The 18,144-nt window shown below is 61.2% G+C and carries 19 protein-coding genes and 1 pseudogene; 16 read left to right on the top strand and 4 right to left on the bottom strand.

Features of this window, described 5'->3' with window-relative positions:
- Positions 1 to 47: 47 nt before the first annotated feature.
- Positions 48 to 589: pseudogene (locus tag YH3_RS00095) on the bottom strand (PAS and ANTAR domain-containing protein).
- Positions 590 to 1,051: 462 nt separating this feature from the next.
- On the opposite strand from YH3_RS00095, the gene YH3_RS00090 reads away from it, so the two are divergent.
- Entirely contained in the window at positions 1,052 to 1,486 is a 435-nt protein-coding gene (locus YH3_RS00090) for a low affinity iron permease family protein (RefSeq protein WP_064443430.1), read from the top strand.
- Positions 1,487 to 1,993: 507 nt separating this feature from the next.
- On the opposite strand, the gene YH3_RS00085 is transcribed toward YH3_RS00090, so the two are convergent.
- Positions 1,994 to 2,476 (bottom strand): hypothetical protein, encoded by a 483-nt coding sequence (locus tag YH3_RS00085; protein WP_064443429.1) that lies wholly within the window; start codon positions 2,474 to 2,476, stop codon positions 1,994 to 1,996.
- A 165-nt stretch (positions 2,477 to 2,641) separates the two neighbouring features.
- On the opposite strand from YH3_RS00085, the gene YH3_RS00080 reads away from it, so the two are divergent.
- The 11 genes from YH3_RS00080 to YH3_RS00035 all read left to right on the top strand — a co-directional run bounded on the left by YH3_RS00080 (position 2,642) and on the right by YH3_RS00035 (position 13,337).
- On the top strand, positions 2,642 to 3,163 hold the full coding sequence (locus YH3_RS00080) for a (2Fe-2S)-binding protein (RefSeq protein ID WP_064443428.1): 522 nt from the start codon (positions 2,642 to 2,644) through the stop codon (positions 3,161 to 3,163).
- The gene (locus tag YH3_RS00075) at positions 3,160 to 4,155 is read left to right on the top strand and encodes a xanthine dehydrogenase family protein subunit M (protein WP_064442755.1); all 996 of its coding nucleotides are present in this window, start codon (positions 3,160 to 3,162) and stop codon (positions 4,153 to 4,155) included. Before YH3_RS00080 ends, YH3_RS00075 begins: the two co-directional genes overlap by 4 nt.
- Positions 4,152 to 6,269: a xanthine dehydrogenase family protein molybdopterin-binding subunit gene (locus YH3_RS00070; protein WP_064442754.1), complete on the top strand. Its 2,118-nt coding sequence runs from the start codon at positions 4,152 to 4,154 to the stop codon at positions 6,267 to 6,269. Before YH3_RS00075 ends, YH3_RS00070 begins: the two co-directional genes overlap by 4 nt.
- A 105-nt stretch (positions 6,270 to 6,374) precedes the next feature.
- Positions 6,375 to 6,749, top strand: coding sequence for an FUSC family protein (locus YH3_RS36450; RefSeq protein WP_238592478.1), 375 nt, complete (start codon positions 6,375 to 6,377; stop codon positions 6,747 to 6,749).
- Positions 6,734 to 7,267 carry a hypothetical protein gene (locus YH3_RS36445; RefSeq protein ID WP_238592476.1) on the top strand — a complete coding sequence of 178 codons (534 nt, stop codon included), beginning with the start codon at positions 6,734 to 6,736 and terminating at the stop codon, positions 7,265 to 7,267. Before YH3_RS36450 ends, YH3_RS36445 begins: the two co-directional genes overlap by 16 nt.
- Positions 7,268 to 7,303: 36 nt before the next feature.
- The gene (locus YH3_RS00060; protein ID WP_064442753.1) at positions 7,304 to 8,812 is read left to right on the top strand and encodes a YhjD/YihY/BrkB family envelope integrity protein; all 1,509 of its coding nucleotides are present in this window, start codon (positions 7,304 to 7,306) and stop codon (positions 8,810 to 8,812) included.
- Positions 8,809 to 9,054, top strand: a complete 246-nt coding sequence (locus YH3_RS00055; protein WP_064442752.1) for a DUF3618 domain-containing protein — start codon at positions 8,809 to 8,811, stop codon at positions 9,052 to 9,054. The genes YH3_RS00060 and YH3_RS00055 overlap by 4 nt, the downstream gene beginning before the upstream one ends.
- A gap of 192 nt (positions 9,055 to 9,246) precedes the next feature.
- On the top strand, positions 9,247 to 10,395 hold the full coding sequence (locus tag YH3_RS00050; protein ID WP_238592475.1) for a glycosyltransferase family 1 protein: 1,149 nt from the start codon (positions 9,247 to 9,249) through the stop codon (positions 10,393 to 10,395).
- A complete protein-coding gene (locus YH3_RS00045) occupies positions 10,392 to 11,486 on the top strand; it encodes a glycosyltransferase family 4 protein (protein WP_064442751.1) in 1,095 nt (364 codons plus the stop codon). The genes YH3_RS00050 and YH3_RS00045 overlap by 4 nt, the downstream gene beginning before the upstream one ends.
- Positions 11,483 to 12,490: a glycosyltransferase gene (locus YH3_RS00040; RefSeq protein ID WP_064442750.1), complete on the top strand. Its 1,008-nt coding sequence runs from the start codon at positions 11,483 to 11,485 to the stop codon at positions 12,488 to 12,490. Before YH3_RS00045 ends, YH3_RS00040 begins: the two co-directional genes overlap by 4 nt.
- 1 nt (position 12,491) lies before the next feature.
- Positions 12,492 to 13,337: a glycosyltransferase family 2 protein gene (locus YH3_RS00035; RefSeq protein WP_064442749.1), complete on the top strand. Its 846-nt coding sequence runs from the start codon at positions 12,492 to 12,494 to the stop codon at positions 13,335 to 13,337.
- Positions 13,338 to 13,471: 134 nt separating this feature from the next.
- On the opposite strand, the gene YH3_RS00030 is transcribed toward YH3_RS00035, so the two are convergent.
- Positions 13,472 to 14,953, bottom strand: a complete 1,482-nt coding sequence (locus YH3_RS00030) for an FAD-dependent oxidoreductase (RefSeq protein ID WP_064442748.1) — start codon at positions 14,951 to 14,953, stop codon at positions 13,472 to 13,474.
- 599 nt (positions 14,954 to 15,552) lie between these two features.
- On the opposite strand from YH3_RS00030, the gene YH3_RS00020 reads away from it, so the two are divergent.
- Complete coding sequence (locus YH3_RS00020) at positions 15,553 to 15,813, top strand: GlsB/YeaQ/YmgE family stress response membrane protein (RefSeq protein WP_064442746.1); 261 nt, start codon at positions 15,553 to 15,555, stop codon at positions 15,811 to 15,813.
- Positions 15,814 to 15,890: 77 nt separating this feature from the next.
- On the opposite strand, the gene YH3_RS35860 is transcribed toward YH3_RS00020, so the two are convergent.
- Positions 15,891 to 16,049: a hypothetical protein gene (locus YH3_RS35860; protein WP_193777133.1), complete on the bottom strand. Its 159-nt coding sequence runs from the start codon at positions 16,047 to 16,049 to the stop codon at positions 15,891 to 15,893.
- A 65-nt stretch (positions 16,050 to 16,114) separates the two neighbouring features.
- Here YH3_RS35860 and YH3_RS00015 point away from each other — a divergent pair, with 65 nt between their 5' ends.
- The 3 genes from YH3_RS00015 to YH3_RS00005 all read left to right on the top strand — a co-directional run.
- The gene (locus YH3_RS00015; RefSeq protein WP_064442745.1) at positions 16,115 to 16,345 is read left to right on the top strand and encodes a hypothetical protein; all 231 of its coding nucleotides are present in this window, start codon (positions 16,115 to 16,117) and stop codon (positions 16,343 to 16,345) included.
- 977 nt (positions 16,346 to 17,322) lie between these two features.
- Positions 17,323 to 17,625, top strand: a complete 303-nt coding sequence (locus YH3_RS00010) for an ANTAR domain-containing protein (protein WP_064442744.1) — start codon at positions 17,323 to 17,325, stop codon at positions 17,623 to 17,625.
- 230 nt (positions 17,626 to 17,855) lie between these two features.
- Positions 17,856 to 18,144: hypothetical protein (locus YH3_RS00005; protein ID WP_064442743.1), on the top strand; the 289-nt coding region annotated here is incomplete at its 3' end.

The following is an 18,144-nucleotide window of genomic DNA, read 5'->3' as shown; positions in this document are numbered from 1 at the left end:
AGCTACCCAACTGAAGTGCGGCCAAACATTGAGGCTTAACGCTGTTGTCAGAGACTCAGCAGGACGTGGTCGAAGTGTGTTCGTACGCCATCGGGGATGTGGAAGTCCGACGCCACTCACGCGGGGAGCTTTTCCGCGATATCAAGAACTTTCACGTTTGTTTCCTGCGAATGCCAGGTGAGGACGTCGAATACCCGGTCCGCCGGAATCGCGTAGACGAGCGTCGGTATGCCCTTGGCCTGAGGCCGGAGTTGCCCATGATCTCGCCGGACTCGTCGAGGAGCCGGTCTCCGACCACGACCACCGAGTGTGTCCTTCCTTTCGTGTCGACGATGCGGTGCCGGCTGCTGAACGAGCCCCCGGAGGTGCGGATCGCCCCCAATGTTTGGGCGACATGAGGTCGGTCGTCGGGATGTTTGTGGGAGAGAAGCAATTCCGTCGGGGCGATGGTGCCGGGTTCGTAGCCGTGCATCCGAGCGACGGCGTCCGACCACTCCCACCGATCGCCGGCGCGGCGATAGAGGAACCCTCCTACTCGTTGCGGTGCACCGGATTTCGTCGTCGGCCCCACGCTCATGTCGTCCGGCATGGCATGTCCCTTTTCGTTCTTCACTCAGCCCTGGGCCCAATACAGAAGTTATATCGGACATATTCGAAAGCATCACTTCGGATACCTGCCGGCACTGAATGACCTCGACGACGTGAAGCTACTGCAGCAAGATGCGTCCGCGGTGCGATGTGTGCCCGCCGAACGGCCTGGGCATCACCCCCGAGCGCAGGCACAGCGCGGATGCTGCGCGTCGAAGCTAGTGGGCTCGCCGTCGCGCATGGACTTGGTACCCGGTCGCATGTCTGGGCTGTCATGCATAATCGGTGCCGGTCCGATCCGCCGCGACCATCTTTTGAACTACGTTCTGTAGCTTAAGATTTGACGATGCCAGGGCCACCCCGGGTTGATGGACCGGAGGGGCGGCGATGTAGACATAAGGGGCTATCGCCTTGGGGCGATAGTGAGCGGTACTGGAAGATGTTCCGGCGAGAGGGCAATCAGATGAGTACCGGGAACGAGAGGGCAACGAGCGAAAACTCGCCGGCGAAGGCGGAGGTGATATTTCCCTCTGAGGTGTCGACGAAACTTTCCGTCTTCGACCGGTTCGCCACCTATATCAGTGCACGCACCTCACAGGCATGGTTTTTCGTGGTGGTCGTGGTGCTCTGGGCTCCGTCGTTCTTTCTGTTGGGCACTATCGACACCTGGCAACTGATCATCAACACCGTCACCACCATCGTCACATTCCTCCTCGTGGCGCTGCTCCAAAACACACAGAAACGCTCCGACGATGCCGTTCAGCACAAACTCAATGCCGTCGCGGACGGCCTCGCCGACCTGATGAAGCAGCTCTCGAAAGAGCACCCCGAACTCGACAAAGACCTTAAGGAACTACGCATGGCCGTTGGACTCGAAGATCACGAAAGTGCGTCCTGAGCCATGTTATCCACCGGCCGGCATCTGGCTGTTGTTCCTGCGGCCTGTGGACGAGGTATCGCCCGGAACGAACACCTTTCTCGCGCTCCGTGAGGGGTGTCGGCCCGGCGGCAATAGCACTGGTAGGCCGCTTCGTGGCCTTCGAGATCACGCTCATATCGGTCTTCGCCAAACAACTGTTATCTCGGCTCTACAGCGAACCCGATCAACCTGCACCTCACGACAAACGGCAACCCGCTCTCTGGGCCTCATCGGCGAGTATCCCGGAGCAGTGTTCCCTGCCGTTCGGCACGCGGACAATCTCCCGCAACTCCCGTAGCTCCCGTAGCTCCCGTAGCTCCCGTAGCTCCCGCAGCTAGCGGATGCGGGGTCTTCGGTGCACTCATTGGGCGGTGAGCCTGCGAGCAGGAACTCCAGCGGCCAGCGGAATGAACGCTCAGACCACTTCGAGGGGTTGTCACCGGTTCGAGGGGTTGTCGTCGGTCGTACCGCGGCTTTCGGACCGGGTCAGCGCGGATAACCTCTGGCTACGGTACGTGCAAGGATGCCGAGCGTGGCTTTGAGAGATCCTTCGGCGATGACGGGAAAGATTCCTGCTTGCCGCCAGGTGGGACCGATATCAGACCAGTCGTAGTACGAGGTCACGAGGGAACTGCGGCCGTCGGCGGCCGGCTCGATCCGATATCCGTAGACGTGCCCGATCGGCGGCCGGACAGTTCCGAGGATGGTCCACGCTATTTCACGTTGGGGGACAAAGGTTTTGATCGTCACTGTGACGTCGTACTGTCCCATGGGTAGGTCACCCAGGGCTTCGCGATCCATGTGGACGACGAATTCGTCGCCGGTCGCGGTCACGAGTTCGCCGTCTGCGCCCATCAGCATTCCGGATCCGTCGATGGCGACGTGCCCCTGAGGGTCGCAGAGGACCGCGAAGATCGATGCGGGGTCGGCACGGATGGTGCGCTGTATTTCGATCCGTTCGCTAGTCATGTGGCGAATGCTGCCATACCGCCGATCGGTCGGCGAGGTTTCTCTCGTTCGGTGGGTGCATTCATCGGCTTCGGTCGGCGAGGCGGGGCGATGCGCGGACATATCGGATGCCGGCGTCTACGCGCCGAACGGTTTGAGCAATCCTGAGCGGGGTAGGTGCTCGTCATGGAGTCTTCGCGAAATGTTGCCGAGATCACGTTGACCGTGGACGGCAGCAGCCACATCCTGACGGTCGACACTCGAACCACGCTGCTCGACGCGCTGCGGGATCGTCTCGGCGTGACTTCCCCGAAGAAGGGGTGTGACCACGGGCAGTGCGGATCGTGCACGGTTCTCCTCGATGGGCGCCGTGCCGTTACGTGTTTGACGTTCGCTGTGGCGCAGGACGGCGCACAGATCACTACGGCAAGCGGGTTGTCGGATCACGACGGTCTGCATGCCGTGCAACAAGCGTTTCTGGACCAGGATGCGCTCCAGTGCGGGTACTGCACCCCGGGGCAGGTGTGCTCGGCAGTGGGGATGCTGGACGAGATGAAAGCCGGGCACCCCAGTCATGTCACCGAAGACCTCGATGCTGACCCGGATCTGGACGACGCCGAGATTCGAGAACGCATGAGCGGGAATCTCTGTCGCTGCGCTGCATACGGCAACATCGTCGCAGCAATTCGCCAGGCGGCGCAGTCATGATGCCATTCGAGTACCGACGCGCCGAGGACGTGGACGGCGCGTTGACTCTGATGTCTGAAAATGTCGACGCCGCCTTTTTGGCCGGGGGTACGAATCTGGTCGACCGCATGAAACTCGGTGTGGTCCGGCCGCGGATGGTGATCGACGTAAATCGGTTGCCCCTCGCCAGTGTGGAAGTACGTCCAGATGGAGGGGTCCGCATCGGAGCTACGGTCCGAAACTCCGACCTCGCAGCCCACCCCGTGATCCGTAGCCGATACGCAGTGCTTGCGCGTGCCCTCTTGTCCGGAGCATCAGGGCAGTTACGCAATGCGGCGACCACTGCCGGCAACCTGATGCAGGCAACCAGGTGTGTCTACTTTCAGGACGTGACAACTCCGTGCAATAAGAGAGAACCCGGATCGGGTTGCTCTGCCATCGGAGGTTATGTGCGCTACCACGCAATCCTCGGGGCCTCCGACCAATGCATTGCCGTTCACCCGTCGGACATGGCAGTCGCACTGGCTGCACTGGACGCCGTGATCGTCGTCCGAGACGAGGGCGGCGAGCACCGCATTCCGATTACGGAGTTTTACCGTCTCCCTGGCGATTCACCAGAGCGCGACACCGCCCTGACCCCAAACCAGTTGATCGTTGCAGTCGAGCTGCCCGCGCCCGCCCCAGCGGCGCTGTCGACGTACCTCAAGACACGTGATCGCGCCTCGTTCGCTTTCGCTCTGGTTTCGGCCGCCGCCGAGATCGAACTCGAAAACGATATTGTCACCGGAGCCCGAATCGCTCTCGGAGGCGTGGCGCACCGTCCCTGGCGCGCCCACAAGGCGGAGGAGGTCCTGCTCGGATCTCCGCCGACCGAGGAAGTCTTCATACGGGCGGCAGATGCAGAACTAGCGGACGCGAAACCACAGTCGGGCAATGCTTTCAAGATTCCTTTGACACGCGGCGTCATGGTTTCGGTTCTGCGGTCACTCACCGCGGGAAGGTCCGCGAAATGAAGATGATCGAACCGAGCTACCTGGGAAATCCGATCGAGCGCGTCGACGGATACGCGAAGGTCACCGGCTCTGCGCTCTACGCATTCGAGCATCCCGTGGAGAATCCCACCTACCTGCACGCCGTACAGGCGACGGTTGCGCGTGGCCGCGTCGTCAGCATGAAAACGGAACTGGCAGAGGCGCTTCAGGGCGTGATCGCCGTGATCACCGTCTTCGATGCCCCACACTTGGCGGATACCGAAGATCGAGAGCTGTCCGTGCTCCAGGACCCAGCCGTCCACTTCCGGGGACAATTCATCGGTGCTGTGATCGCCGAAACACCCGAGACAGCCCGTCATGCCGCGGGATTGGTGCAAGTCAAGTACGACGAACTCCCGCATGACTCCGAGTTGCGATCCGATCGCGACGACCTTTATGCCCCGGAGGATGTCAACGGCTTCCCGACCGACACAACTACCGGCGATATCGAGTCCGCCTTCACGGATGCGGAAGTGACAATCGACCAGACCTACACCACCCCACTCGAACACAACAATCCCATGGAACCGCACGCCTGCATCGCAATCTGGAAGGATGGCGCCCAGGACGGACGTCCAAGCGTCACCCTGTACGACTCCACCCAAGGAGTCCACGTCGTTCGCGAGACTCTGGCACCGATGTTCGGGCTCGAACTCGATCAGATGCGTGTCGTGGCGCCACACGTCGGCGGAGGCTTCGGTTCGAAGGGATCACCACACGCGCACAACGTATTAGCGATTCTCGCTGCCCGTAGGACGGCGGGGCGACCGGTCAAGTTCGCGCTCACGCGGCAGCAGATGTTCGGGATCGTCGGATACCGCACATCCACAATCCAACACATTCGCCTCGGCGCAAACACCCACGGCCGTCTGACGGCAATGACCCACGACGTCATCGAACAAACGTCGAAGATCAAGGAATACGCGGAACAGACTGCTGTTGCCACCAGGATCATGTACGCCACTCCCAATCGCTCTACCTCGCACCGAGTTGCGGCCCTCGATGTTGCAGTCCCGTTCTGGATGCGCGCCCCGGGCGAGACTCCGGGAATGTACGCAGCCGAGGTAGCAATGGACGAGCTTGCCGTAGCCCTCGGCCTCGACCCGATCGAACTTCGCGTCCGCAACGAACCCGAAGTCGACCCCGAGAGCGGAAAACCATGGTCGGGAAGACATTTGATTGAATGCATGAGAGACGGTGCGAAAAGATTCGGTTGGGAGAATCGGAGCCGACGCGGTGGACGCAACCTGGACGGCGACTGGATGGTGGGCACCGGCATGGCGGCGGCAACCTATCCGGCAATGACGAACCCCGGTTCGAAAGCGCGCATCGTCTTCGGAACCGACCGAATCTACACCGTCCAGATCGGCGCGGCCGACATCGGTACGGGAACCCGGACAGCTCTGACGCAGATCGCCGCCGATGCTCTCGGATGCCGTATCGAGGAAGTGCGGCTCGAAATCGGCGATACCAAGCTTCCTTTCGCGACAGTTGCCGGTGGATCCGCCGGCATCTCGTCATGGGGCTCTACCATCGTTGCTGCTGCCCGCCAGTTCCGCGCGGAACACGGTTCAACTCCCACCGCCGGCGCGGAGACGACAACTGAAACGCCGAAGAATCCGGATGAGGACGATTACTCCATGCATTCGTTCGGTGCTCACTTCGTAGAGACCCGTGTCCATCGCGACACCGGCGAGATCAGGATCCCCCGGATGCTCGGTGTGTTCTCGATCGGACGTGCAATCAATGCGAAAACGCTTCGCTCGCAACTCATCGGCGGAATGACAATGGGATTGTCGATGGCGTTGCACGAGGAAAGCTTCCGGGACAACAGATTCGGCCACGTGATGACTCACGACTTGGCGAACTACCACATCAGCACAAACGCGGATGTGCAAGACATCGAAGCCTTTTGGCTCGACGAGGTCGACGAACACGTCAACCCGATGGGATCGCGGGGTGCCGGCGAGATCGGAATCGTCGGGGCTGCAGCCGCAGTGGTCAATGCGATCTACGATGCTACCGGCGTGCGAGTACGTGACCTGCCGGTAACAGCGGACAAGGTTTTGTTCGGACGAAGTGTCGGACAACCGTAGAAGGCTAAGGAGCAAGGAATTCTCGAACATCCCGTGATCCGGCGATGTGAAAGCATAGGCCTGGTCACAGCTCTGAAAGGCGCAGTAGCCGTTGTCATCGCGTGGGTGATCGCGAACAGCGTCTTTGACAGTCCTGAAGCATTTCTCGCCCCGTATGCTGCACTCTTCATCATCGGGAACACGGTGCGTAACTCGATGCGGGTAGCCGCCCGCCAGGTGAGCGTGGTCGTCCTCGGTGTGGTTGTGGCCGCCATTGCAGCGGTGACACTTTCGACCGTTGCCGCGTTGGCCCTCGCAACGGGTGCAGGAATACTCGTCGGCCGCATTCCGCGGTTGTCACCTGACGGGATCTGGGTGGCCGTCACCGCCGTACTGGTTCTTCTGTACGGAACCGCGACGAATCCGTACCTCGTCCTGCACCGTATAGGCGACGTGGTGCTCGGAGTTCTCGTGGGCATCGCTAGATGGCCGAGGACGTGAAAACCGGAGCTGGAGCGAGCGAGCATTGGCGTCGACGGGCTCTTTCGGTGAACAAGTCCGTCGCTGCGGAAGCCGCGGTGATGGAGGGTGAAGCCAGCCTGGTCGGAAACTTTCGCAAGCGCGGCTGGTTGCGCATCGGTGGCCCCGATCTGTTTCGCCCCGCCGCCGAAGCACTCGACCGCGCGACGTTACATCTCATGGCGCTGATCCTTGCCGTCGAGGACAGCGACTTCGCCGAAAACGAGACCCTGCAAGGCGCCGTCTCTGACGTGCTCGAAGCGATTGCCGGAGCATTTGCCGATGCGGGAAAAGGCCCGGTACACGATCCCACCGACGATCACGCGGTCACAAGTTTGCCTCTCGCCCAGCGGAATTTGAAGGAACTCGAAAAACTGTTGCAGCAGGGAAAAGTCACAACGGCCGCCGCGCCTTCGATAATCTTGTCCAGCCGCGGGCTACTCGCGGCGCTCGCTGTCCTCGCCCGCGAAGAGTACAAAACCGAGACTGCTCACGACTGAGTTTCGACAGTCGGCCAACGGGGTAGCAACCCGGGCATGGTCACACACCCGGTTGATGCGGACGACCCGCACAAGCCTTCCTACCCGACCGATCTGACGGCACAGTCGTGGAAGTTCGTAGCGCGGCGCTCGGCCCGAGAGTTCACGCGCGACCAGTGCACAGATCTAGCAGCGGCATTGACGTATTACGCTGTGCTGTCACTGTTCCCAGCACTCCTGGCACTCGTCTCCCTGTTGGGCGTTGTCGGCCAGGGGCGTGCCAGCGTCGACACGGTGATGGAGTTGGTCGCCGCTGTCGGCCCGGACTCGGCGGTGGACACGATGCGTGGCACCGTCGAGCAACTCGTGGCGGCCCCCACGGCCGGTTTCGCCTTGATAGTCGGCCTCGCGGGCGCATTGTGGTCGGCCTCCGGTTATGTCGGCGCGTTCGGGCGTGCGATGAACCGCATGTACGAGGTGGACGAAGGGAGACCGGTCTGGAAACTTCGTCCTCTGCAACTGGCCGTCACCCTCGCCGGCCTTTTGCTGGTTGCTGCGGTGATTCTGATGCTCGTCGTCAGCGGCCCTGTCGCCAAGGCGCTGGGCGATCAGTTGGGAATCGGCGACGGCGCTGTGACAACCTGGAACATTGCGAAGTGGCCCGTCATTCTGATCTGTGTGACGCTGGCCGTGGCCGTGCTGTACTACGTGACTCCCAATGTGAAGCAGCCGAAATTTCGGTGGATCAGTGTCGGAGCAGCACTCGCTATTGCAGTGTGGATCGTGGCGTCCGTCGGATTCGCTTTTTACGTGAGCAATTTCGGTAGTTACAACAAGACGTACGGTTCGTTGGCCGGGGCGGTCATCTTCCTCCTCTGGTTGTGGATCACCAACCTCGCGTTGTTGTTCGGGGCAGAAGTTGATGCGGAACTCGAACGCGGCCGGCAACTGCAGGCCGGGATCGAAGCCGAAGAATTCCTCCGCTTGCCTCCGCGGGACACCAGCGTTTCGGACAAGAACGCTCGTCAACACGCACAAGACATCGCCGCGGGTCGCGAGCTTCGCGAAACGCACGGCGGCGAAGACAACGAAGGGATTTCGACCATGACCGAGCGATCCGATACCCGGGCACCCGTTACCAGCACCTCTCCGCCGAAACATGTCGACGCCGATGCGGTAGACCCGCATTCCCTCTCGACCGTACAACTCGTCGAACGCCTCACCGAGCAGATGTCAGACCTCGTACGCGCCGAGATGTCGCACGCCGTAGCCGAAGTGAAGACGAAGAGCACCCGATTGGGTGTGGGACTCGGTATCTCCGGCGCGGGCGCTTTGCTTCTGCTGTACGGATTCGGAGTACTGCTTGCGGCAGCAGTACTCGGGTTGGCGACAGCACTCGAACCGTGGCTTGCAGCTCTGATAATCGCGGCAATCGTGATCGCTGTAGGTGCAATCACCGCACTCGTGGGTGCCAAACGAGCGAAGTCCGCGGCGCCGCCTGTTCCGGAAGAGACGGTCGAAAGCGTCAAGGCTGACATCGCCACTGCAAAGAAGGGACTGAAATGAGCACTGCCACAGACGGGCCCGACGAGAATGTTCAAGGGCAACGTGAAGCCCTGGCCGCGACCGTGGGCGCACTCGCCGAAAAGGCCGACGTCCCGGCCCGCGTGAAAAGCGAAGTGTCACGGGATGTCGAACGTGTGAAGCAGCAACCAGCAGCCGTTGCGGCCGCGCTCGGCTTCGCGCTGGTGTTCGTGCTCATCCTCCGTCGCCGCAAGCGACGTTCCCGCTCCGCCAAGGGCAACTGAGCCAGGCGCCTCCGATGTTTGTGGAAGCTAGGCCGTGGGCATCTGCCCTCTGCATCCTGAGAAAGGGTGTGGTGGATCGGCGCTGGTGGGCTTCCCGATTCACAGGACCGTCGCCTTGTGCTGCAGGCTGGGCTGCCGCCCGTCACAGGGCGACGGTCCACACGACGCCACCAACCGAATACAAGGAGAGAGATGAACTGGGAAGCCAGTCCCGGGGAACCGCTGACGACCTCGACGGGCATCGACTCCTCCACGAGAGCTTCCGTCATTCGTGTCGCGTCAGTGCCCGCATCGCACGTGTACGTCCGGCACTTGGCACCACCGTCGGGAAACGACAGCACACCCGAGCCGGGAACCGACAGCATCATTCGCCTCGACGATCCCATCCCCGAGGACGGCCGCAAGGTTCCCGGCGGATGGTGGCCACCGGTGATGCTGGATCCTGCGTGGATTCGGGACCATCACCACCTGTTCGATCTCTTCCACGTTCACTTCGGTTTCGACGCGATCGCACCACGCGTGATGGAGGACATCGTCCACGAATTACGCAGCCACAGAGTTCCTCTCGTTTACACGGTGCATGATCTGCGCAATCCGCATCAGCCGGAACCCGAGCAACATCGCGAATTGTTGGACGTATTGATTCCCGCAGCGGATTCGCTGATCACCCTGACGCCGGGTGCGGCGGCGGTGGTCGCGAACAATTGGGGCCGGGAATGCACAGTGCTGCCTCATCCCCACGTGATCGAGTTGGAGAACTTCGATCGGGAGCGACCCCCGGCAACGGATTTCACGGTGGGAGTCCACGTGAAAAGCCTGCGTCCCAACATGGATCCCTTTCCGGTGTTGGACACGCTCTGCGCGACGATTGCGACGTTGCCGGGAGCGCGATTGGTCGTGAACGTCCACGACGAGATCTTCGATCCGGATAATCATTGGTATGCACCCCAGGCAGCGAACAGGCTGACGGAGTATGCGCGTCGACGGGACGTCGACGTAGTGGTACACCCTTACTTCAGTGATGACGAGCTGTGGACTTACCTTATGTCCCTGTCAGTTTCGGTGTTGCCATACCGCTTCGGGACGCATTCTGGATGGCTGGAGGCGTGTTACGATCTCGGCACAGCTGTCATTGCGCCCAGTTGTGGGTTCTACTCGGAACAGCAGGACTGCAAGGTTTACGGGTTCGACGAGCATCATTTCGATGCCGAGTCGCTCGATCGATGCGTCCGCGAATTGTATTCGGAAGAGCCGGTGCGTCTTTCCGCCGCAATGCGTACCAGGCAGCGCCGATTGTCAGCTTCTGCCCACCGCGAGATCTACGAGAAGGTTCTCGCGTGAGGGCTCTACGCATAGCTCTGATCGCTTCGAGTCGTTATCCAGTCATCCAACCATTCGCCGGCGGTCTCGAGGCCCATGTATGGCATCTGGCTGCGGCACTGCGAAAAGTCGGCCACGATGTCACCTTGTTTGCCGGACCAGGATCGGATCCGGAACTCGCTTGTGAGCTGATCGACGTCCGTCCAGCCCCGATCAGCACGGCTGCCCGATCTGATATCTCCATGCCGGCAGAGCATTTCATGCAAGAACATCATGCCTATCTCGACCTCATGCTCCGCCTGTCGCGAGACTACGCGGAGAGCTTCGACGTCATCCACAACCACAGCCTTCACTATCTGCCGGTGGCCATGACGTCGACGCTGAACACTCCCGTGCTCACCACTTTGCACACGCCACCGACGCCCTGGCTGGAATCAGCGATCGCGGCCGGCGGGTCCCCCGGCCGGTTTGCCGCCGTGAGTCGCTACACCGCCGAAGCATGGAGACACGCTGCCGGAGATGTCGATGTCGTACACAACGGAGTCGACACGGATCAATGGCATCAGGGCCCTGGCGGGCACCGTCTGATCTGGTTCGGTCGAATCGTGCCGGAAAAGGGTGCCCACCATGCGATTACCGCGGCCAGGGCGGCCGGTATGCCGTTGGTACTCGCCGGCCCGGTCAGTGACCATGCCTATTTCAGGGAACGAATCGAACCCGAACTCGACGGCACCATTCGCTATCTCGGCCATCTGGTGACCGACGATCTGGTCTCTGCGGTAGGAATGTCTGCGGTTGCTCTTGTCACTCCGCAATGGGACGAGCCGTACGGTTTGGTGGTGGCCGAGGCTCTTGCCTGTGGCACACCGGTCGTCGCCTACGGCAGGGGCGGCATACCGGAGATCCTCACGCCCGACTGTGGACGTTTGGTCCCGGCCGACGACGTGATCGCACTGACTGCCGCAATCGGCGATGCGATGCAGTTGGCTCGGCCGAGCGCACGTGTGCGAGCGGTAAGCCACTGCTCGGAACGGCGGATGGTGGACCGCTACCTCGAGTTGTACGACGAAATTGCCTGTGCGTCGACAACTACGCGACGAGCAAGTTTATGATCGGTTACTACATCCACCATCACGGCCGAGGGCACCTCACTCGCGCCGCGTCGATCGCAGCGCATCTCTCCTCCGACGTCACTGCGCTCACCAGTGCCGATTCGGTTGCCGTGCAGGACTTCGACGACCATGTTCAGTTGCAACTCGACAACGACGAAGACCACCGGCTCAACCCGGCCGCGAACGGGGCATTTCATTGGGCGCCGCTACACGAACCCGGGCTTCGCTCTCGAATGGCTCGCGTGGCGGACTGGATAGCGACCACGCGCCCGGAGGCCGTGGTCGTGGACGTATCGATCGAAATTGCGACCTTTGTTCGCCTGATGGGCGTCCCGGTCATCGTCTTGGCGATGCCAGGAGACAGGACCGACGCCGCGCATCAATTGGCGTATCGCCTTGCAGATCACATTATTGCGGCCTGGCCACAGGAGGTTTACGACCCGCACTGGCTCCACCCGTATGCGGACAAGACCACCTATGTGGGCGGTATCAGCCGATTCGACGGCCGGGCGTGCTCATCTCAGTCGGTCGGTAATCCCGCAACACCCCGCGTCGTTGTGCTGAGCGGCGCCGGCGGGTCAACGGTAACCGCTGCCGACGTACAAGCTGCTGCGGCACAGCATGATTCCTTTCATTGGAAGGGGCTCGGCTTACCAGGAGGGACGTGGGTTTCAGATCCCTGGTCGGAAATCTGTGCGAGCGATGTCGTGGTCTCCCACGCGGGTCAGAACGCGATTGCCGACATCTCGATCGCCGGCAAGCCGGCTATCGTGATTGCGCAGAAACGTCCGTTCGGAGAACAGACTGCGACCGCCGGCGCATTGTCGATGCACAATCTCGCAGTGACGTTGCCGGGCTGGCCGGCGCTCGACAAGTGGCCCGAATTGATTTCAGAGGCAAAAGCTCTCGATCGTGGAGGTTGGACAAAGTGGCAGAGTTCGGGTGCCGCTGCTCGGGCAGCGAGAGTGATCGAGTCGGTCGCGAAACGGCATATGGACCGCTGACATGAAAACAGCCGTGATCACGATCGTGCGCGGTCGCCACTCACACTTGAGAATGCACGTCCGTGGCCTCGCTGTCGACACAACCACACCGTTCTCACATTTCATCGTCGCCATGGGAGACCCTATGGTCAAAACTGTTTTGGCGCAGGAAGAAAGCGCTGCCCGCACAATCGAGATCGACGTTCCCGCGGGAAGCGCGCTTCCGCTGGCTCGCGCGCGAAATATCGGGGCCGCCGAAGCTCTACGCCATGGTGCCGAATTGCTCGTGTTTCTCGACGTCGATTGTATTGCAGCGCCGCTGCTTCTGACGAGGTACCTCGTAGCCGCAAGTTCGGAGGCTTCCACTCCCGCATTGTTTTGCGGGCCGGTCACCTACCTGCCCCACCCCGTCGCCGACTCGACCAGTTCGGACTCGTTGGCATTGCTGCACAACCCGCATCCAGCGAGGCCGGTGCCCCCAGACGGAAAAATCTTGGACGGGAACGACTTCGATCTCTTCTGGTCGTTGTCCTTCGCGGTCACTGCTCCGACGTGGCGTGCACTCGGTGGATTCTGCGAGGAGTACCTTGGGTACGGCGGGGAAGACACCGATTTCGCACGGGCGGCCCGAGACAAGGGTGTGAAACTGGCCTGGGTCGGTGGCGCAGACGCATACCACCAATTCCATCCGGTATCGGATCCACCTGTCGAGCACCTTGACGACATTCTGATCAATGCACGAGTGTTTCACCGACGATGGGGGGAGTGGCCGATGCAAGGATGGATCGATGCATTCGAAAGTGCTGGCCTCATCGCGTATCAACCAGACCATGGTCGCTGGGAGCGGGTACGGCCAAGCGTCGTGTAAGTCACGCGAGTTGGGCAGCAATGGTTCCCAGGTTCATTTCCCGAAAGGCGGTGTAAGCGTGCAGGAGGGCTCATCGTGGTGGAACAGAATGGCAACCGCATCATCTGAAGCAGCAGTTTTCTGCAGGACTGCAATCATGTAAGGTCAGAGGTGGCCGGCCCCTCCAGCAGCACCCCGTTCGCTGCGAAGCGAGAACCATGCAGTGGACAATCCCAACTGCGTTCGGCGTCGTTCCAGCGCAATATCCCCCCGAGGTGGGGGCACACTGCGGAGACGCGGTGCGCCACGCCGTCAACCGTGCAGTGCGCGGAAGGTGCAATCCCGTCCCACACGACTCGGCCCTCGCGCTCCTGTGGTTCACCCGAACTTCCGAAGCGGTTGATCAACGGCCGTACCCATCCGCTTGCCATTTCGACTGCCACTTCGCCGTTGACGACAGCGGCTTTGAGTAATCCGGAAATCTGATTCCAATCCCACGGGGTGTAGATGACGGACCAGTCTTTTCGGCTGCCTGACACTTCGGCCGTCAGGGCGAGTGCTGCCGCTACCGCATTAGTGAGTCCCCACTTCGCGTATCCCGTTGCGATCAAGATGGAACTGTCACCCGGAACCAGTTGCCCGACATATGGGAGCTCGTTCACCGGGCGGTAGTCCTGCGCTGACCACGAGTGTGTCAATTCTGCTCCGGGAAAAGTGTTTCCGGACCAGGTGATCAACTCTTCCAAGTGTTGTGCCGGCGAGGCAGCGCGGCCGACTGGATGGCCGTTTCCTCCGACGAGAAGAAGTTCTCGATCGCCGACAGGCACGTAACGTATGGATCGACTCGGTTCGTCGACGGAGAGATACATGCCGTGTGGAATGTCGCCAGGCACGGTAAAAGCGGCGTCATACGATCGCTGTGGTTCGAGACGAGCAAAGAAGCCGCCGCGGTCGAGTATCGGCGTGCCGGTAGCAATGACAACGGTCTCGGCACTGATGTCTCCACGATCGGTATGTATGCACCTGCGGTGCCGATTGCCCCGCACAGTGCGAACCCTCGTGTGTTCGTGGACCTTTCCCCCGCGATGTACGAACTCTTCGGTGAGCGCGTCCAATGCGCGCACCGAGTCGAATTGCGCTTGGTCTTCCAACCGGATTGCACCTGCCACAGGAAAAGGCAGTTCCACGGTATCGGTCCACTGGACGTCGAGTCCGGCCGCGCGCGCGGCATCGAATTCATCTCGTAGGGTGCTTGTTCCGTCGACGCTGTTTGCGTAGGTGAATGCAGTTTCGCGTTGCACCGCAACAGAATTGTCGGCGCAAAAGCTCAGAAGCCATTGTTGACCCGCACGGTTCGCCTCGGCGTAGGCCCGCACTGCCGATGGAGAGTGTTTCTTCGCGATACTCGCGAGCCTCGTGCCTTGAAGCAGGCTGATCTTGCCGGTCGTGTTGCCCGTGGTAACAGCGCCCGTCGTTCTCGCTTCGAGCAAGGCAACCTTGCGCCCGGTACGTGCGAACAACAGAGCCGTTACAACCCCGGTCAACCCGGCTCCGACCACGACCACGTCGAATTCACTGGAGGCCACGAACTCGGACGAGAAGTCGGGGCGTGTGCCGTCCAACCAGAGAGAAGTCATGGACTGCGGTTGCCCAGAGCCACCCGCGTGAAAACGTGTGCACCTCGCATCAGTCGGGGGCGATCACTTGTGCGGGTGCGACCTAGTGGTACGGCGTTGCAGAATCTGCGAGGTGAGGATACGAGATCGGAGAAATCGCGCGTCCCGGAGTGTGGCTGGCACTCGTTCAGTTAACCACCGTGTGCGGCCGACCCCTGGGGTTTCAAACTGCTCCGACGGGTAGCTGAGCTCGATAGCCGACCCGAGGAGGCACTGTGGCAGTCGAAGAGAACAACCGTCCCAACCTCGATGATGTCATCGATCCCGTAGTCCCTGCCAAGAAAGACCCCAGCGAGCACGCGAAGTTCCCGGAGCGGCATCAAGACGCCTACCTCGAACACCTGACAGAGCAAGAACGAGTAGCAACAGGCATAGAAGATTACGACCACGACGATGTACCACCTGCGACGGGGCAGCTGAGGCTCTCTCGACGGGATGGATCAACCCGCTCTCGTTCCCACCAGCTCGGTCAGCTCGGACGCAGAAATCTGCATCGACGACTGGGGCGCCTACGGTGTAGTACGAATGGCCCTGTCTTGCAGGAACTCTGAGGAGATGTCATGGGACAAATTATCGGAACCATCATTTTCGGTGTAGTCATCGGAATCTTGGCTCGTCTCGTACTGCCAGGTAAGCAGCAGTACGGCATGATCGTGACCGTCGTGCTGGGTATCGCCGGAGCGCTTATCGGGTACTGGGTCTGGGGAGCGATCTCGGACAAGGGCGACACGGGTGGAATCGACTGGATTCGCTGGATCATCAGCATCGCCGCGGCGGCCGTGCTCTCGATCGGCTACAGCGCAGTCACCGGTAAGAAGTAGTAAGGCACTGGAGTTCGAGGCGTGCACCCTCCCGACATGAGGGAGGGTGCACTTTCCCTGTTAAGTCGGCTGGGCGATCAGTACGCTCTGCGGTGCGAGGGCGCCGGCGGGTGAGCAAGGAGTTCAGCCGCCTCGCCGTCGACATCGAGTGCACGTCGCGCGACGTAGTCGCGCGCCTTGCTGTCCGGCCCATCGGCTGAGTACAACGACGAAGATTTCCGAGCAGACACGGGCATTTACGTAGGCTGTGAACTGTTGATGTACCACCGCGTGCACAGCGCGCGACGAAAGGAGAACGTCGATGCCCGAGTCGAAAAAGAAGGACTCATTCCGCCAACCGTCGAGCCGGTCCGGACGACAAGATTCTTCGGAACCTGCGGAAAATACAGCAGTTCAGCAGGATCTCACCGAACTCGTCGACGATCTCGAGGAACAGGTCGCCGAGGAATGTCGTCAGGAAGGCGTTTCAGGGAATCGTGCCGACCGAGAGGACGCCCTACCCATCGACACCGGCGACAGGGCACCGGACTGACAACTCACTTCAATCATCGCTGGGCATTTCGGTGATGAAACTTGACCGCCGACACCCCGTGTGCGGGTCCGCCTTGTTCGATTCGCTGCGGACGTCGGCGTCCCTGCTCTCGCCCCGACGAACTGATGTGATGTTCAGGTAAAACCTGACGATAACCGCGCAGTTGGCCTCCCTGGCCAGGATCGCACTGAACTTGCGAGAGACGTCCTGTGATAGCTCCTACGGTCTTCGTCAAGTGCGGCGTTCCGCGTGTGAACGGGTGGATCGATCTGTCGGAGGCGAGGACTTCGTGAGCGATCGTGGCGACGTGGCCTCTTCGCCGCAGCGGACCCCTGTGCGTCGGCTGCGACGCGCAGTCTCGGTGGTCCATCGACATTCGTTGCGAGAATCCGAAACCAGTCGTAAAACAACCGGGCCGTGGGCCGTGCGTGTCGGAGTCGATGAATCTTCGGTACGCAGATCGAGGGCCGCGACGAACGCAGAGACTGTTCTCATCGGACGTATCCGTTTCTGCTCGCCTGTTCACGTCGCAAACAAAAAAGGTGGTCCGCCCAATCGCTCGTCAGTAGTCGATTGGGCGGACCGCGTGCGCCCAAATCCGACTAAAGAAAAGGCACACAGTCGAGGTGGTCCATCCGGATTTGTGAGGGGACTCCGGGTGGGCCGTGCGCGTCAGGGCTGACAGCCGACGCGCGGTCTTGGTGGCCCACCTGGACGGGTGCGTTTGTTTGGGCGGGCCGAGCTACTACTGCCCTGCGCGTGTGGTTCCTAAACCTTGAGAGTCGCCCCGGTGTGCGCAGGCGTTTCGACGGACCTTTGAAGTAACGGCAATTCTGTGACTTCCCATCCCGAACGAAGATCCCGCCCGCTCCTGTTTCCGCTGACCCGGCCGCTTCGAGGTTGGAAAGTACGAGCAGACGCCGGTTCGGTCGACGCTCGCGATCCAGCTCTACATCGATGGACAAGAGCTCGGAGCGTTGAACCTGTTCTTCGACCCCGCCGGCGGTATCGACGACGAGGCCGAGGAGCCGGCACTCAATCTGGCCACCCATGCGGCGATCGCGTTGTCGGGTGTACGCCGTAACGGGCAGTTCCGCAGCGCTCTTGCCTCACGCGATCTGAACGGTCAGGCCAAGGGCAGGCTCATGGAGCGGTTCGATCTCGATGCGATAGCGGCGTTCAGGATGATCCGGGCCCTCTCGCGGGAGATGAACAGTCCGGTGATCGGCATTGCGCGCCAGTTGGCGTTTCGCGAGCCACTCACACCGGACAACACGTGAGTCGGCGTCGCCGCTCTGACGGGGACATCGACGTCGAACGTGATCGAGGGGAGGAGACCAGGGTGGTCGATCGCGTATCGCGTTCGACCGAGGTGGGTCGGGGCCGTACCGGTATGCCTCAACTTGGGATGAACATTGGGTGGGATGGGATCCTGCTCAGGTGCTCAGCACGGGGTATCTTTCACGCTGTGCTCGCTGTGGCGGGATGGGCTCGAACGGAAAGGGCGGCAATGCCTCTGACGAAGAAGTTTTCCGAACTGTACGACGACGCGCTGGTGGCGATGGCTGCGGCGTCGCAGCGGCCCGCCGCTGTGGTGAATGTGGACGGGCAGTACGCCATTCGTGTGGATCTCGAGTACAACCGCTACGTGTTGGCCACCAACTCTCCGCGAGGGTTGTGGGACGAGCCCGATGCGAGCGGTTCGTGGTGGGTGAGCATCGTGCAAACCGGTGACGACAATACGGAAACGCTGCTCGCGCAGGCGCAGAAGCCGTGGCTTATCGACGCGTTCGATGCGG

Source organism: Rhodococcus sp. YH3-3, from assembly GCF_001653035.1.
Lineage (GTDB): Bacteria > Actinomycetota > Actinomycetes > Mycobacteriales > Mycobacteriaceae > Rhodococcus_F > Rhodococcus_F qingshengii.
The sequence above is the reverse complement of the archived record's forward strand: the minus strand, read 5'-3'. Positions and strand labels throughout refer to the sequence as shown.

What these genes read in the sequence shown, in the direction of transcription:
- YH3_RS00070 (WP_064442754.1), top strand. Translation starts at nt 4,152, where the DNA reads ATGAAGATGATCGAACCGAGCTACCTGGGAAATCCGATCGAGCGCGTC.
- YH3_RS00085 (WP_064443429.1), bottom strand. Translation starts at nt 2,476, where the DNA reads ATGACTAGCGAACGGATCGAAATACAGCGCACCATCCGTGCCGACCCC.
- YH3_RS00015 (WP_064442745.1), top strand. Translation starts at nt 16,115, where the DNA reads ATGCCCGAGTCGAAAAAGAAGGACTCATTCCGCCAACCGTCGAGCCGG.
- YH3_RS00055 (WP_064442752.1), top strand. Translation starts at nt 8,809, where the DNA reads ATGAGCACTGCCACAGACGGGCCCGACGAGAATGTTCAAGGGCAACGT.
- YH3_RS00020 (WP_064442746.1), top strand. Translation starts at nt 15,553, where the DNA reads ATGGGACAAATTATCGGAACCATCATTTTCGGTGTAGTCATCGGAATC.
- YH3_RS00030 (WP_064442748.1), bottom strand. Translation starts at nt 14,953, where the DNA reads ATGACTTCTCTCTGGTTGGACGGCACACGCCCCGACTTCTCGTCCGAG.
- YH3_RS00050 (WP_238592475.1), top strand. Translation starts at nt 9,247, where the DNA reads ATGAACTGGGAAGCCAGTCCCGGGGAACCGCTGACGACCTCGACGGGC.
- YH3_RS00060 (WP_064442753.1), top strand. Translation starts at nt 7,304, where the DNA reads ATGGTCACACACCCGGTTGATGCGGACGACCCGCACAAGCCTTCCTAC.
- YH3_RS35860 (WP_193777133.1), bottom strand. Translation starts at nt 16,049, where the DNA reads ATGCCCGTGTCTGCTCGGAAATCTTCGTCGTTGTACTCAGCCGATGGG.
- YH3_RS36445 (WP_238592476.1), top strand. Translation starts at nt 6,734, where the DNA reads ATGGCCGAGGACGTGAAAACCGGAGCTGGAGCGAGCGAGCATTGGCGT.
- YH3_RS00035 (WP_064442749.1), top strand. Translation starts at nt 12,492, where the DNA reads ATGAAAACAGCCGTGATCACGATCGTGCGCGGTCGCCACTCACACTTG.
- YH3_RS00090 (WP_064443430.1), top strand. Translation starts at nt 1,052, where the DNA reads ATGAGTACCGGGAACGAGAGGGCAACGAGCGAAAACTCGCCGGCGAAG.
- YH3_RS00080 (WP_064443428.1), top strand. Translation starts at nt 2,642, where the DNA reads ATGGAGTCTTCGCGAAATGTTGCCGAGATCACGTTGACCGTGGACGGC.
- YH3_RS00040 (WP_064442750.1), top strand. Translation starts at nt 11,483, where the DNA reads ATGATCGGTTACTACATCCACCATCACGGCCGAGGGCACCTCACTCGC.
- YH3_RS00075 (WP_064442755.1), top strand. Translation starts at nt 3,160, where the DNA reads ATGATGCCATTCGAGTACCGACGCGCCGAGGACGTGGACGGCGCGTTG.